The 15,969-nt window shown below is 38.0% G+C and carries 15 protein-coding genes; all 15 read left to right on the top strand.

Annotated elements, in window-relative coordinates:
- The first annotated feature begins 58 nt into the window (after positions 1 to 58).
- The gene (gene truB, locus EPL02_RS15390; protein WP_131888496.1) at positions 59 to 973 is read left to right on the top strand and encodes a tRNA pseudouridine(55) synthase TruB; all 915 of its coding nucleotides are present in this window, start codon (positions 59 to 61) and stop codon (positions 971 to 973) included.
- Between the two features lie 28 nt (positions 974 to 1,001).
- Positions 1,002 to 1,955 carry a bifunctional riboflavin kinase/FAD synthetase gene (gene ribF, locus EPL02_RS15385; RefSeq protein ID WP_094912549.1) on the top strand — a complete coding sequence of 318 codons (954 nt, stop codon included), beginning with the start codon at positions 1,002 to 1,004 and terminating at the stop codon, positions 1,953 to 1,955.
- Positions 1,956 to 2,104: 149 nt separating this feature from the next.
- Positions 2,105 to 2,374: a 30S ribosomal protein S15 gene (gene rpsO, locus EPL02_RS15380; RefSeq protein WP_025908938.1), complete on the top strand. Its 270-nt coding sequence runs from the start codon at positions 2,105 to 2,107 to the stop codon at positions 2,372 to 2,374.
- A gap of 171 nt (positions 2,375 to 2,545) precedes the next feature.
- Complete coding sequence (gene pnp, locus EPL02_RS15375; RefSeq protein WP_094912548.1) at positions 2,546 to 4,678, top strand: polyribonucleotide nucleotidyltransferase; 2,133 nt, start codon at positions 2,546 to 2,548, stop codon at positions 4,676 to 4,678.
- A 120-nt stretch (positions 4,679 to 4,798) separates the two neighbouring features.
- Positions 4,799 to 5,770, top strand: coding sequence for a polysaccharide deacetylase family protein (locus tag EPL02_RS15370; RefSeq protein WP_131888186.1), 972 nt, complete (start codon positions 4,799 to 4,801; stop codon positions 5,768 to 5,770).
- A gap of 72 nt (positions 5,771 to 5,842) precedes the next feature.
- Positions 5,843 to 7,087, top strand: coding sequence for a M16 family metallopeptidase (locus EPL02_RS15365; RefSeq protein ID WP_094912546.1), 1,245 nt, complete (start codon positions 5,843 to 5,845; stop codon positions 7,085 to 7,087).
- 361 nt (positions 7,088 to 7,448) lie between these two features.
- On the top strand, positions 7,449 to 7,703 hold the full coding sequence (locus tag EPL02_RS15360) for a YlmC/YmxH family sporulation protein (protein WP_094912545.1): 255 nt from the start codon (positions 7,449 to 7,451) through the stop codon (positions 7,701 to 7,703).
- A gap of 209 nt (positions 7,704 to 7,912) precedes the next feature.
- The gene (gene dpaA, locus EPL02_RS15355) at positions 7,913 to 8,812 is read left to right on the top strand and encodes a dipicolinic acid synthetase subunit A (RefSeq protein WP_094912544.1); all 900 of its coding nucleotides are present in this window, start codon (positions 7,913 to 7,915) and stop codon (positions 8,810 to 8,812) included.
- Entirely contained in the window at positions 8,812 to 9,405 is a 594-nt protein-coding gene (locus tag EPL02_RS15350) for a dipicolinate synthase subunit B (protein ID WP_094912543.1), read from the top strand. Before dpaA ends, EPL02_RS15350 begins: the two co-directional genes overlap by 1 nt.
- A 185-nt stretch (positions 9,406 to 9,590) precedes the next feature.
- Positions 9,591 to 10,634 (top strand): aspartate-semialdehyde dehydrogenase, encoded by a 1,044-nt coding sequence (gene asd, locus EPL02_RS15345; RefSeq protein ID WP_094912542.1) that lies wholly within the window; start codon positions 9,591 to 9,593, stop codon positions 10,632 to 10,634.
- A gap of 40 nt (positions 10,635 to 10,674) precedes the next feature.
- Positions 10,675 to 11,901, top strand: coding sequence for an aspartate kinase (dapG, locus tag EPL02_RS15340; RefSeq protein WP_094912541.1), 1,227 nt, complete (start codon positions 10,675 to 10,677; stop codon positions 11,899 to 11,901).
- A gap of 80 nt (positions 11,902 to 11,981) precedes the next feature.
- Positions 11,982 to 12,854, top strand: coding sequence for a 4-hydroxy-tetrahydrodipicolinate synthase (gene dapA / locus EPL02_RS15335; protein WP_094912540.1), 873 nt, complete (start codon positions 11,982 to 11,984; stop codon positions 12,852 to 12,854).
- A gap of 152 nt (positions 12,855 to 13,006) precedes the next feature.
- Positions 13,007 to 14,668, top strand: a complete 1,662-nt coding sequence (locus EPL02_RS15330; RefSeq protein WP_094912539.1) for a ribonuclease J — start codon at positions 13,007 to 13,009, stop codon at positions 14,666 to 14,668.
- A gap of 305 nt (positions 14,669 to 14,973) precedes the next feature.
- Entirely contained in the window at positions 14,974 to 15,717 is a 744-nt protein-coding gene (locus EPL02_RS15325) for a ClpP family protease (RefSeq protein WP_179289277.1), read from the top strand.
- The gene (locus EPL02_RS15320) at positions 15,714 to 15,920 is read left to right on the top strand and encodes a YlzJ-like family protein (protein WP_094912537.1); all 207 of its coding nucleotides are present in this window, start codon (positions 15,714 to 15,716) and stop codon (positions 15,918 to 15,920) included. Before EPL02_RS15325 ends, EPL02_RS15320 begins: the two co-directional genes overlap by 4 nt.
- Positions 15,921 to 15,969: the final 49 nt, after the last annotated feature.

Here is a 15,969-nt window from a genome sequence, read left to right as displayed (position 1 = left end):
AACAAGTACATGTGCTTTTTGAGGCACCTTTTTTATGGAGGAAAAGGAGTTGAGTAAGTTGGATGGTGTTTTAGTTTTAAATAAGCCAGCGGGGATGACGTCTCATGATTGTGTTTTTAAAGTTAGAAAGCTATTAAGAACAAAAAAAGTAGGTCATACGGGTACGCTTGATCCGGATGTAACAGGTGTACTGCCCATCTGTATCGGTCGTGCAACCAAAATTGTAGAATATTTAACAGGTGCAACAAAAACGTATGAAGGGGAAGTAACAATCGGTTTTTCTACCACAACGGAAGACTCATCTGGTGATGTTGTAGAAAGAAGAGAAATAAATGAAACGTTTACGCGTGCTCAAATTGAAACAGTTCTTAAGTCTCTAACGGGGACAATTGAACAAGTTCCCCCTATGTATTCAGCTGTGAAAATTAACGGTAAAAAGCTATACGAATACGCAAGACAAGGAATTGAAATTGAAAGGCCTGCGCGTACTATTCAAATTTATCAGTTTGAACTTCTTGATGAGCGAGATATATTTACGGGTGAAAACATTTCATTTCGATTTCGAGTCACGTGTAGTAAAGGAACGTATGTTAGAACTCTTGCTGTTATGATTGGTGAGAAACTTGGTTATCCGTCTCATATGTCTTATTTAAAAAGAACAGGATCAGGTCAGTTTTCATTAACAGATTGCTTAACATTTGAACAGATTGAACAAGCAGTAGAAGAAGGAACAATTCAGTCGCTTTTACACCCTATTGAGCGTGCGCTCTTTCATTTGCCGAAATTCAAAATAAATGATACATTAGCAGAGAAAGTGAGAAATGGTGCGGTATTACCATGTCCAGAAGACGAATCTTTACTCGAAGGACAATTTCTAATGGTGGATTCAACTGGAAAATGCATGGCAATTTATGCGCAGCATCCCACAAAAAAACATTTAATTAAACCGGTAAAAGTCTTAGCAATCGACTGAATTGGTTAAGGAAAAGGTGAAGTACGTTTTGGAAACGATAGAGATTCGACATCCACATCATTTAGGACGAGAGGCTGTACAGCGCTCTGTTTTAGCTCTTGGATTTTTTGATGGTGTACATTTGGGGCACCAGCAAGTGATTAAAACGGCAAAACAAATCGCTAATGAAAAAAACATAGCGAGCGCAGTGATGACTTTTACACCTCATCCATCCGTCATTCTTGGGAAAAACGTTCAGCACGTTGATATGATTACACCTTTAGAAGAAAAAAAGCGACTCATGAAAAAGCTAGGAATTGACTTTTTATATATAGTACATTTTGATCGAGCATTTGCATCTTTACTACCACAAGAGTTTGTGGATCAGTATATTATCGGTTTAAACGTAGAGCATGTTGTAGCAGGATTTGATTATTCATACGGTAAGCTAGGTAAAGGAACCATGGAAACGTTACCTTTTCATTCTCGCTCACAGTTTACGCAGACGGTCGTAGATAAGCTAACAACAAACGAAGAGAAAGTAAGTTCAACGTTAATTAGACAATTCTTAGCTGATGGGGAAATGGACAAAGTGAAATTTTTGCTTGGACGTAATTACGAAGTAGAAGGTACGGTCGTTCACGGTGAAAAAAGAGGCAGACAAATTGGGTTTCCAACGGCAAATATCTCCTTGGCTGCTGATTATCTATTGCCAAGAACAGGCGTATATGCAGTGGAGTTAGAACTCAATAATCAATGGTATCAAGGTGTATGTAATGTAGGGTATAAGCCTACATTTCATGAAGACTTGAAAAAGCCCACAATTGAAGTGCATCTTCTATCATTTAATGAGCAAATTTACGGTGAGCAAGTAAGAGTTCGTTGGCATAAGCTTATTCGTAGTGAACGCAAGTTTTCTGGAATTGAAGCGCTAATTAAACAAATTTCATTAGATAAAGAAGAAGCACACCAATACTTTTTAGGTATTTCAAAAAACGTATAATAAACTAAAAGAAAAAGTGCAGATTTCCTTGCTTTTTTGAAAAGAAAGTAGTAACATAACACTTGTATGCAAAACAACCATTGCTTGGCATTACGATTCACCAACGTTCTGCTCGGTAACTGGGGTTTATAAATAAGGAGGTGAATAGGATGGCTATCACACAAGAGCGTAAAAATGAAATTATTAATGAGTACAAAACTCATGCGAACGATACTGGATCTCCAGAGGTTCAAATCGCTGTCCTAACAGAGCAAATTAACAATCTAAACGATCATTTACGTACTCACAAGAAGGATCACCACTCTCGTCGTGGACTTCTAAAAATGGTAGGTAGACGTCGTAACTTACTTAACTATCTTCGTAACAAAGACGTTACTCGTTATCGTGATCTAATCAACAAGCTTGGTTTACGTCGATAATAAGAAGAAAGCGGGAGCATTCCCGCTTTTTTAGTATGTACATTTAGATATTTTGAAAAGATGTTACATAATGTGAAAAAAGCTATTGTTTTTTAGTATTTCGTTTATAATAAAACTATCACATTTATTTACATACATATATTTTATATGTAGAGAGGGGTACTCGTCGATATGGAACAAGAAAAACGAGTGTTCTCCATGGACCTAGCCGGTAGAAGGCTAGAGGTTGAAGTTGGTCAATTAGCTAAGCAAGCTAACGGAGCAGCACTAATTCGTTATGGAGACACAGTAGTATTAAGCACGTCAACAGCTTCAAAACAAGCGAAAGACGTAGATTTTTTTCCTTTAACAGTTAACTATGAAGAGCGCTTATACGCAGTTGGTAAAATTCCAGGTGGATTTATTAAGCGTGAGGGCCGTCCAAGCGAGAAAGCTATTTTAGCGAGCCGCTTAATTGACCGTCCAATTCGTCCGCTATTTGCAGATGGATTCCGTAACGAAGTACAGGTTGTAAGTGTTGTAATGAGTGTAGATCAAAACTACTCATCTGAAGTAGCCGCTATGTTTGGTTCTTCTTTATCACTTTCTATCTCTGATATTCCATTCGAAGGACCGATTGCTGGCGTTATCGTTGGACGTGTAGACGGTAAGTTTGTTGTGAATCCGGGTGTAGAAGACCAAGAGAAAAGCGACATTCATTTAACGGTTGCTGGAACAAAAGATGCTATTAACATGGTTGAAGCTGGTGCGGACGAAGTACCAGAAGAAGTGATGTTAGAAGCAATTATGTTTGGGCATGACCAAATTAAGAAGTTAATTGAATTTCAAGAAGAAATTGTTGCAGCTGTTGGTAAAGAGAAAATGGAAGTGCAGCTTTACACAGTAGACGCAGACTTAGAAAGACAAGTACGTGAAATTGCAGAAGCAGACATGAACCGAGCTGTTCAAGTCCAAGAAAAACATGCTCGTGAAGAAGCAATTAGTGAAGTAAAAGCAGCAGTTATTGCGCAATTTGAAGAGCAACAAGTTGAAGCTGATGTACTGGGTCAGGTAAGCGAAATCTTATCTAAGCTTGTTAAAAGTGAAGTGCGCCGCTTAATCACAGAAGAAAAAGTACGCCCAGATGGTCGAAGCATTGACGAAATCCGCCCATTATCATCTGAGGTTGGCTTATTGCCTCGTACACACGGTTCTGGATTATTCACACGTGGACAAACACAAGCCCTTAGCATTTGTACATTAGGAGCGCTTGGAGATGTGCAAATTCTAGATGGCTTAAGCGTAGAAGAATCAAAACGCTTTATGCACCACTATAATTTCCCTTCTTTCAGCGTAGGTGAAACAAGACCAATGCGTGGACCTGGTCGTCGTGAAATTGGTCACGGAGCACTTGGTGAACGCGCATTAGAGCCTGTCATTCCAACAGAAAAAGACTTCCCATATACAATTCGACTTGTATCAGAAGTATTAGAATCAAACGGTTCAACATCTCAAGCAAGTATTTGTGCAAGTACGCTTGCTATGATGGATGCTGGGGTTCCAATTAAGGCTCCTGTAGCCGGTATTGCGATGGGTCTGATTAAATCAGGTGAACATTATTCAATTTTAACAGATATCCAAGGAATGGAAGATCACTTAGGTGATATGGACTTTAAAGTAGCGGGAACAGCAAAAGGTGTTACTGCGTTACAAATGGATATAAAAATTGATGGCTTATCTCGCGAAATTTTGGAGGAAGCTCTTCAACAAGCACAAAAAGGACGCATGCAGATCTTAGATCACATGATTTCTACAATTAATACACCGCGTGAAGAGTTATCTCAGTACGCTCCGAAAATCTTAACAATGGCAATTAACCCAGATAAGATTCGTGATGTTATTGGACCAAGTGGTAAACAAATTAATAAGATCATTGAAGAGACTGGCGTTAAGATTGATATTGAACAAGATGGTACAATCTTTATCTCATCCATTGACCAAGAGATGAACTTGAAAGCGAAGAAAATCATTGAAGATCTTGTTCGTGAAGTTGAAGCAGGACAAATGTATCTAGGTAAAGTTAAACGTATCGAGAAGTTTGGCGCATTTGTTGAAATTTTCAGCGGTAAAGATGGCCTTGTTCATATTTCAGAGCTTGCTGAAGAACGCATTGGTAAAGTAGAAGACGTTGTTGCTATCGGCGATGAAATTCTTGTGAAAGTAATGGAAATCGATAAGCAAGGTCGCGTTAACTTATCAAGAAAAGCAGTTCTGAAAGAGCAAAAAGAAAAAGAAGAGCAGGCAAAAGCAAAAGAAACAAAATAATTGCCTTGTTATTCCCCCACGCAGTTTAACTGATGTGGGGGTTTTATTACATTGGCTTGAAGACGCTGTTCTACCTTGTCCCTTTTTTACATACTTTGTATGGAGAAGGGGGAAGGATAAGTGAAACGTTCAATCATTCAATTCACTGCATTTTTATTTTTACTTGCAATTACATATAAATCAATTTATAACCCGTTTGCTACCGATTATGTAGAAGCATTTCAGACAACGGTAGAGCAAGCTGGTGTAGAAAGAAACGATCTGTATCAAGAGATTGCCGAGGAAGCGAAGGAATATAATGTAAAGCCTTCTAACGCAGTCATCGATCCTGTTTGGAAGAAAACACCAGGTTACAATGGGATCGCTATAGATGTAAAGGCTTCCTATGAGAATATGAAAAAAAGCGGTAAATTTAATGAAGGCAAGCTTGTTTATAAACAAGTAAAGCCGAAAGTGCATTTGGATGATCTTCCACCTGAAGCTATTTATCGTGGACACCCTGAAAAGCCTATGGTATCGTTTACGATAAATGTGGCCTGGGGAAATGAATATTTGCCAGATATGCTTCAAACCTTGAAGAAACACGATGCAAAAGCAACGTTTTTTTTAGAAGGAAGATGGGTTAAAAATAACCCTGAGTTGGCAAAGATGATTGTAGATGAGGGGCATGAAGTTGGAAATCATTCCTACTCTCATCCAAATATGGCTACATTATCATCAGGGCAAATTATTGATCAATTAAAGAAAACGAATGAAGTAATTACGGCTACTACTGGTAAGAAAATAAAATGGTTTGCGCCCCCAAGCGGTAGTTTTCGAAAAGAAGTAGTAACGTTAGCTTCAGAGCAAAAAATGAGTACAATTATGTGGACTGTAGATACGATTGATTGGCAAAAGCCGACAACAGACGTGTTAATTAATCGCGTAATGAAAAAAATCCATCCAGGTGCCATCGTGCTGATGCATCCTACTGAGGCTACGGCTAATTCGTTGGATAAGTTATTAACTGATATTGAAAAAAAAGGGTTAGATGTTACAACGGTAACGACGCTGCTTGATGAGGAAAGAGTGGTCACTCATCTTAAAGATTAACGTATGTCAAACGTATTTTTTCATATAAATGTATCTCATTAAAATGAAGCAAGTAACAAAGGAGGAGTTAGCTTGATTACTCGACATACATGCAAAAATGGTGTGCGAATTGTTTTGGAAAACATTCCAACGGTTCGTTCGGTAGCAATTGGTGTTTGGATTGGTACAGGTTCTCGAAGTGAACACCCAGAAATTAATGGTGTCTCCCATTTTCTAGAGCACATGTTTTTTAAAGGTACCAAGACGCGCTCTGCTCGTGACATCGCAGAGAGCTTTGATCAAATTGGAGGACAAGTTAATGCCTTTACATCAAAGGAATATACTTGTTACTATGCAAAAGTATTAGACGAACATTCCAATCAAGCACTTGATGTGCTGGCAGACATGTTCTTTAACTCTTCATTTGATGAAGAAGAGTTAGCTCGAGAAAAAAATGTAGTATACGAAGAGATTAAGATGTATGAAGATACGCCAGATGATATTGTACATGACTTATTAGGTAAAGCTGTGTACGGGGATCATCCATTAGGTTATCCAATCTTAGGAACAGAAGAAACGTTAAAAACGTTTAACGGTGATTCGCTTCGTAGTTATATGGAAAAGATGTACATTCCTGAAAATGTTGTGATTTCAGTAGCGGGTAACGTAGATGATTCGTTTATAAAAGAAGTTGAAAAGTATTTTGGTACATACACTTCATCATATGATGCCCATCAGTATGTACAGCCAGCTTTTCATACAAATCATATTGCCCGCAAAAAAGATACAGAGCAGGCACATTTATGCTTAGGATTCGAAGGTCTTCCAATTGGTGGAAAAGATGTGTATAGCCTAATTGTTTTAAATAATGTATTGGGAGGAAGCATGAGCAGTCGTTTGTTTCAAGAGGTACGAGAGCAGCGTGGTTTAGCTTATTCGGTCTTCTCTTATCATTCTTCCTATCGTGATAGTGGGCTTGTGACGATTTACGGTGGAACAGGTAGCAATCAGCTTGATGTGCTTTATGATACGATTCAAGATACGCTTACAGAGCTTACGGACACGGGAATTACGGCGAAAGAGCTTGCTAACAGTAAAGAACAGCTAAAAGGAAACTTAATGCTGAGTCTAGAAAGTACAAATAGTCGTATGAGTCGTAACGGAAAGAATGAACTGATGTTAGGTCATCATCGCTCATTAGATGAAATTCTAGAGTTAGTTAACACGGTGACAATCGACAGTGTCAACTCATTGGCGCGTTCTATTTTCAAAGATGACTTTGCGCTATCTTTAATTAGCCCTAGCGGTGAAATGCCAAAAGGGTTGAGTAAAAAATAAGAGTTGGAAAGCGGCTGAAACATGAGTAGTTCAGTCAATAATCTATCCGAACTATTAAGAGTTAACGACTCTTTTATAGTTCGGATTTTTTTGTTGATTAGGAAACTGATTTTAGAGAATCGATAGAATGAAGTGTAAGACACATGACTCCCCCGGTAACTACAAGAAAGGCTCAAGTTCCTCCCAAAGGAAAGTCAGTAAAGCGCAATGGAACGAACTAGTTATTATTAACCTAACTACGTTAGTAAAGACAAAGTTAGCCTTTGAGAAAGAAACATTTCGTTTTGTCCCAGGTTTTTTCATTTTTTTGTCATGTTTTTACTATGTTCATTGATAAACTAGTTATAAGGGGGAGAGATTTATGAGGCTAAGTGAACTAAGCGGCAAAGAAATTGTAGATTTAAAGCGGGCAGAACGTCTTGGGATCCTGGGACAAACGGACTTAGAGTTTAATGAGCAAGGCCAGATAAAAGCGCTATTAATTCCTTCTATGAAATGGTTTGGTTTCCGTAAGCAAGGCAACGATGTCAGAGTACCATGGTCTAATATTGAAAAGATAGGAACGGACATGGTTATCGTTAATTTAGAACAATACGAAAATACAACAATTGAATAGTATAAAAGCATGGCTGTTGGTAGCCATGCTTTTTTTGTACGCGAATATTTGTCATACAATGCAGAGAAAGATTCACAGATTTTCATTTGTTTACATATTATGTTGAAGAAAAAGCAATAGGTATCTAATGGTAATGAATGATTCTATGATATCTATAATTTTAAAGAACTAGACGTCTCTATTTAATATTAAAGAAGGTGAACAGACACATGTTAACGGATTTGCACATAGCTGTCATTGGTGGTGATGCAAGACAGCTTGAGGTCATACGAAAGCTCATCCAATTAGATGCAAAAACATCGCTTATAGGGTTTGATCAGCTTGATCACGGCTTTACTGGTGCGACAAAATATCAAATTGATGAACTGAATTTTTTCGATGTCGATGCCATTATTTTGCCTGTACCAGGTACAAATCATGAAGGGCAAGTCGATACCATCTTTTCAAATGAGAAAGTAATTTTAACAGAAGAGATCTTAGCTAGTACTCCTGCACATTGTACAATTTATTCAGGAATCAGTAATGATTATTTAAATAACCTTGTTCAAAAGACAAATCGAACTCTCGTCCAGCTATTTGAGCGGGATGATGTTGCTATCTACAACTCAATTCCAACAGTTGAAGGAACAATTATGCTGGTTATTCAACATACAGACTTTACAATACATGGAGCAAATATATCCGTTCTTGGATTAGGAAGAGTGGGAATGAGTGTGGCGCGCTCGTTTGCTGCTTTAGGAGCAAATGTAAAGGTTGGTGCGCGTAAATCAGAGCATTTAGCACGCATTAGTGAAATGGGCTTAAAATCATTTCATTTAAACGATTTAGCTCAAGAAATAACGGATAGTGATATTTGTATTAATACAATTCCATATCCAGTTTTGACATCCAGTGTCTTAGCAAATGTTCCAACTCATGCTCTTGTGGTGGATCTTGCATCAAAGCCTGGAGGTACAGATTTTCGCTACGCTGAAAAAAGAGGAATTAAAGCGATTCTAGCACCAGGACTTCCTGGAATCGTAGCACCAAAAACAGCAGGACAAATCGTTGCCAATGTCATTGTGACGTTACTGAAAGAAGCTGCTGATCAAAGGGAGGAGAAACAATAATGTCACTTAAAGGAAAAAGAATTGGTTTTGGATTAACGGGTTCCCACTGTACGTACGATGCAGTAATGCCAGAAATTGAAAAGCTTGTCAACCTAGGAGCGGAAGTAATGCCTGTTGTATCCTATACTGTTCAATCAACAAATACTCGCTTTGGAGATGGAGAAGATTGGATTCGAAAAATTGAAGAAGTTACCGGCAATTCTGTCATCAATACCATTGTAAAAGCGGAACCTTTAGGACCGAAAATCCCATTAGATTGTATGGTAGTTGCTCCTATTACAGGAAACACAATGAGTAAATTTGCGAATGCTATGACTGAATCTCCCGTTCTAATGGCTGCAAAAGCAACGTTACGTAATAATAAGCCTGTTGTATTAGGTATTTCAACCAATGACGCATTGGGTCTGAATGGTGTAAACTTAATGCGACTCATGTCAACTAAAAACATTTACTTTATTCCATTTGGTCAAGATGATCCCGTTTCAAAACCAAATTCAATGGTAGCTCGTATGCCGATGCTTTCTGATACAGTGTATGCGGCATTGGAAGGGAAACAAATTCAACCTGTTATCGTGGAGCGTTTTCGCGATTAAGAAACAAAGTAGCGCGCCGCATCATAAAGTAATTTTAAGAACATATTTCTGTCAAAGGTAAAAAAAGAAGAGAAGATTTTAAAATCTTCTCTTCTTTAGCGCAATAAAATAAGGTATTATGTTAAAATAGTCAGTATATGCAGAAAAATGTTGAGTAGTTGAAAATTGTTGGAGGCGGTATTAAAATGACAAGAGAATTACATGTAGCAGTAGTAGGAGCAACAGGTGCAGTAGGGCAACAAATGATAAAAACTCTACAAGAGCGTAATTTTCCAATTGGTAAATTAACATTACTATCTTCAGCTCGTTCAGCGGGTAAGAAAGTAACTTATAATGGAGAAGAGGTAATCATTCAGGAAGCAAAGCCAGAAAGCTTTGAAGGAGTAGATATTGCTTTATTTAGCGCAGGAGGTAGCATTTCAAAGGCATTAGCGCCAGAAGCAGTGAAGCGTGGAGCAATCGTAGTTGATAATACGAGCGCATTTCGTATGGATGAAAATGTACCTTTAGTTGTGCCAGAAGTAAACGAAGAAGCACTAAAAGCACATAATGGAATCATTGCAAATCCAAACTGTTCAACAATCCAAATGGTAGCAGCACTGCAACCACTGCGCGAAAAATATGGTTTATCTAAAGTAATTGTATCGACATATCAAGCTGTTTCAGGTGCGGGTGCGGCAGCAATTAATGAATTAAAAGAACAAGCACAAGCAATCCTGGACGAAAAAGAATTTACACCGGAAATCTTACCAGTTGGTGGAGACAAAAAGCATTATCAAATCGCTTTTAATGCTATCCCTCAAATTGATAAGTTTCAAGATAATGGCTTTACATTTGAAGAAATGAAAATGATTAACGAAACGAAAAAAATTATGAGCATGCCTGAACTACCAGTAGCTGCTACTTGTGTTCGCTTACCGGTTGTTACAGGACATTCAGAGTCAGTTTATATTGAAATTGAAAACAATGATGCAACGGTAGCTGATGTGAAAAAATTACTAGCTGATGCACCTGGTATCGTTTTACAAGATGACCCAGAGAATCAAGTATATCCAATGCCTGCAGACTGCGTAGGCAAGCGCGAAGTATTCGTTGGTCGTATCCGTAAAGATTTAGATCATGCAAATGGCTTCCATATGTGGATTGTATCTGATAACTTATTAAAAGGTGCAGCTTGGAATTCTGTACAAATTGCAGAGTCACTTATTAAGCTTGGCTTAGTAAAATAAGCGCAACTAGCGTGTTTCAGAGTATTAATGAGGTGTAAGTATGAAAATCATCGTCCAAAAATTTGGAGGAACTTCCGTTCGTAATGAACAAGGAAGAGAACGTGCTATTCATCATCTGAAAAATGCACAAAAAGAAGGTTACAAAGTAGTGGTAGTTGTATCTGCAATGGGGCGTAAAGGTGAGCCGTATGCAACAGATACGCTATTATCACTTGTTAATGGCAATAAGGCTTCTGTGAATAAACGAGAGTTAGATATGTTAATGGCTTGTGGAGAATTAATTTCTTCCGTTGTATTCACTAACTTATTAAACGAAAACGGCATAAAAGCTACAGCTTTGAATGGTGCTCAGGCTGGGTTTATCACGAATAGTGACTTTACTAATGCCAAGATTCTTGAAATGAAATGTGATCGTATAATAGAAGAATTAGAAGAGTATGATGTCGTAGTAGTAACAGGCTTTCAAGGAGCAAACGAAAGCGGAGATACAACAACGTTAGGTCGAGGAGGCAGCGACACGTCTGCGTCTGCTTTAGGAGCTGCATTACAAGCTGAATACATTGACATTTTTACAGATGTTGAAGGTGTAATGACAGCAGATCCACGCATTGTTGAAGATGCAAGACCGCTATCGGTTGTGACATATAATGAAATTTGTAACATGGCATATCAAGGTGCAAAGGTGATTCATCCAAGAGCTGTTGAAATTGCTATGCAGGCAAAAGTACCAATGCGCGTACGTTCAACCTATGCTGATTCTGAAGGTACACTAGTAACGTCCCATAGTGCAGCTCAGCAGCGTGGAAGCGATGTACAAGAGCGTCTGGTAACAGGAATTGCTCACGTGTCCAATGTGACGCAAATTAAGGTATTTAGTAAGGACGGTTATTACGACACGCAAGCTGAAGTATTTAAAGCGATGGCTCAGGAAAAGATTAGCGTGGACTTTATTAATATTTCACCAAAAGGTGTTGTGTACACTGTTACTGAAGAATCAACAGATAGAGCAATTGCGGTTTTACAAGAGCTCGGTTACGAGCCTTCTGTTATTCGCAATTGTGCTAAGGTATCTACCGTAGGGGCAGGAATTGCTGGTGTGCCTGGCGTAACAGCTAAAATTGTAACGGCGCTTGCAAGCGAAGGAATTCAAATTTTACAATCAGCTGATAGTCATACAACAATTTGGGTACTTGTAAAAGAAGAGGACTTGAAGAAAGCAGTCAATGCTCTTCACAGTGCTTTTGATTTATCAAAAGTGACTCAATAAATTAAACAGACTCCATCAATCGAATATTGTTGATGGAGTTGTTTACTAATGGAGATAATCGAACGTCAAGGAGTGAAAACATGATTGATTTTGGTAAAGTAGCAACGGCTATGGTAACCCCTTTTGATCATAAGGGAAATATTGATTTTGAAAAAACAACACAGTTAATTAACTATTTGATTGAGAATGGATCAGATTCTTTAATCATTGCTGGAACAACTGGTGAATCACCAACGTTGTCCACAGAAGAAAAGCTAGCTCTATTTAGACACTCAGTAAAAGTAGTAGCAGGCCGTGTTCCAGTAGTAGCGGGAACTGGTAGTAACAACACGTATGCATCGATTGAGCTAACAAAAAAAGCTGAAGAAATTGGTGTAGATGCGGTAATGATTGTTGCGCCGTATTACAATAAACCAAATCAAGAAGGTTTATATCAGCATTTTAAAGCAATTGCAGAAAGTACAAAGCTTCCTGTGATGCTTTATAATATTCCAGGTCGCTCTGTGATTAACATGGAGCTTACTACAATTGTACGCTTGTCAGAGCTTTCAAACGTGGTAGCAATTAAAGATGCAAGTGGAGATCTTGATGCAATGACCGCTATCATTAACAATACTGCCGATGACTTTGCACTTTATAGTGGCGATGACGGTTTAACGTTGCCAGTATTATCAATTGGTGGTAATGGTATTATCTCTGTGGCATCACACGTATTAGGTAATGAGATGCAGGCTATGGTATCAGCATTCGAAGCTGGTAAGATAAAAGAAGCAGCTCAGGTACATGGTAAATTATTGCCCGTTATGAAAGCTCTTTTCTCTGCTCCAAGTCCAACACCTGTAAAAACAGCTCTACAGTTTAAAGGGTTAGACGTAGGATCTGTAAGACTACCACTTGTACCTTTAACTGAACCTGAGCGTGAATCATTACGAAAAATGCTTAACTCACTATAATAAAAAGCCTCCTCATTCATAAAAGAATGCAGGAGGCTTTTTTACTCATTAGAAAAGCATGGATGAAATTTCTTGTATTCCAATTCTGTCATCAGTTATAATGAAAACAAATGAGATTATGGACGGGTCTATGATTTTGGGAGGAAACAGAATTGAATAAAAAGACAGAAAATATTAAAATTTCAGCTTTGGGTGGCATAGGAGAAATTGGTAAAAATATGTATATCGTTGAATTGAACGATGATATCTACGTACTAGATGCAGGAGCAAAGGTTCCAGGCGGGGATATGCTTGGAATCGATATGGTGATTCCAGATATTTCGTATTTAATTGAAAATAAGGAACGCGTAAAAGCTATTTTCTTAACGCATGGTCACGAAGAGCAAATTGGTGCTATTCCATTTATTTTAAAAAAACTTGAAGTACCCGTATATGGAACGGAATTTACTCTTGCGTTAGTCAAAGAAAGAATGAAAGAAGTTGGATCAAATGGTTTCTCATTATTAAATGTTATTAGTTCGTCAACACGCCTTTCGTTTGAGAACGTAAGCGTTTCATTTTTTCGAACAAACCACAGCATCCCTGACTCAGTAGGCATTTGTTTGCATACTTCACATGGTGCAATCGTACATACAGGAGACTTTATTTTTGATCAAAATCGTTTATCAAAAAAACCTGATATCGGAAAAATGGCCATGATTGGTGAACAAGGGGTGTTATGCCTACTATCTGATAGTATCAATGCTGAAAAGCCAGGCTATACAACTTCTGAAGCTGTAATTGGTCAAGAAATTGCTTCGCTTTTCCATCATACAAAAGGACGCATTATTGTAGCGACATATAGCTCAAACATCCAGCGAATTCAGCAAGTAATTCAAGCGGTTTATGAAACCAATCGCAAGCTAGTTGTAGTTGGAAAAAGTATGATGAAAACGATTGAAATTGCAGTGGAGCTTGGCCATTTATCCATACCTGAAGATTTAATTGTGCCTGTGCAAAAGCTTCGTGATATTTCTGAGCATGAAACGGTTGTATTAACGACAGGCCATCAGGGAGAGCCGATGGCAGCATTACATCGTATGGCCAAACAATCTCATAAATTTATTCAAGTGAAAAAAGATGACACGGTGTTAATTGCTGCAACGCCAATTCCTGGTCATGAAGTAATCTTTGCTAAAGTAATTGATATTGTTAGCCGTTTAGGAGCAAACGTCGTTCATAGTCAAAAGCAAGTTCATGCTTCTGGACACGGCAGTCAAGAAGAGCTAAAGTTCATGTTAAACTTAATGAATCCTAAATACTTAATCCCTGTAAACGGCGAATATCGTATGCAAAAGTCACATGAAAAAATTGCAAAAGAAATAGGCTTAAGTGATGATCAAATTTTTGTGCTTGATAAAGGTGATGTAATTGAGTATAAAGATGGGCGCATGCAGCCTTCAGGGCGCATCTATGCGGGGAACACGTTAATAGATGGGTTAGGTGTTGGTGATATTGGTAATATTGTCTTGCGCGATCGTCGTCTGCTTTCACAAGATGGAATTTTAACAGTGGTGGTTACAATTAATAAAAAGCAGCGTACTGTTGTGGCAGGACCAGAAATTATTTCTCGAGGGTTTGTATACGTGAGAGAATCGGAAGCTTTACTTACAGAGGCAGGAAAAGTGGTTGAAGAGATTTTAGCGAAGTGCATGGAAGAAAAAGTGATTGAATGGTCATCTTTAAAATTAAAAATGCGCGAAGCCCTAAACCAGTTTTTATATGAAAAAACAAGACGTAAGCCGATGATTTTACCAATTATTATGGAAATATAATAGTTAAGAGGCTGAAAAGTAAAAGCCAATGACATATCCGATCTATTGAAAGTTAACTCTCAATAGATCGGATTTTTTGTTGATTAGGAAAATAAGTGAGTGTCTGCAGCGTAACGGAGTGAACTTGTACTTTCATCTTAACTTGTTTAAAACAGCCAGGATTCGCCCTTGAAAAGGAAGTATTTAGATTCTTTTTATTAGGAAACAGCATGAATTATAAAAGCGATGGATTTAATAAAAAAGAAAAGCTCATACTAACAATATTATTGTTGGAAAGGAGCAAAACTATGTTTGAACCCAATGAGATGAATTCTTCGGAAACAGCACCACAGCAACCTGAAAAAGGTGAAGATAATACTAAAGGTGGTATTTTAGATAAAATTCAGCAGCTAGGACAAACAAATGTTGCACAGATGCCACAGGATTCAAAGATTCACTGCTTAACAATAGTAGGGCAAGTAGAAGGACATATGCAGCTACCGCCTCAAAATAAAACGACAAAATATGAGCATGTTATTCCGCAAATTGTAGCGATTGAACAAAACCCTAACATTGAAGGATTATTAATTATTTTAAATACAGTAGGTGGAGATGTAGAAGCTGGTTTAGCAATTGCTGAAATGATTGCTTCTCTTTCAAAACCGTCAGTATCAATTGTGCTTGGAGGAGGCCATTCAATTGGAGTTCCAATTGCGGTATCCACTCATTACTCTTTTATTGCTGGTACTGCGACAATGACAATACACCCGATTCGTTTGACGGGCTTAGTCATTGGCGTACCTCAAACATTTGAATACTTGGATAAGATGCAGGAGCGAGTGGTGAATTTTGTTACGCATCATTCCAATATCACTGAAGAAAAGTTTAAAGAACTTATGTTTTCAAAAGGGAACCTAACACGAGACATTGGAACGAATGTTGTGGGAGCTGATGCAGTTGAATACGGATTGATTGATGAAGTTGGCGGGGTAGGTCAAGCTATTAAAAAGCTGAATGAGCTCATTGAACAGAACAATCAACATCAACAGGAGAACCAATTATTACAATGATTTTGTATACTATGATGCCCCAAGAGCTAATTTATCCTGATACAACGCAAGAGCTTCCAAAGCAAAAAATGATGCAGTATAACGGCATTTCTATGCTTGTAGAAGAAAATGAATACAATCAACAGCAAATTGTCCGTATTTTAAGCACAGATCCTCAGCATTATTTAGACAAAAAATATTACCCAGGTCAAATTCTGTCGTAAGGATTTGAGTATAATTTTGCTAAAATTATATGGTATAATAATAAGTGAG

Origin of the sequence: Bacillus sp. CBEL-1 (genome assembly GCF_004348885.1) — a bacterium.
Classification (GTDB): Bacteria; Bacillota; Bacilli; order Bacillales; family Bacillaceae_H; genus Priestia; species Priestia aryabhattai_A.
Note: the sequence above shows the minus strand (reverse complement) of the source record. Positions and strands in the feature narration are given on the sequence as shown.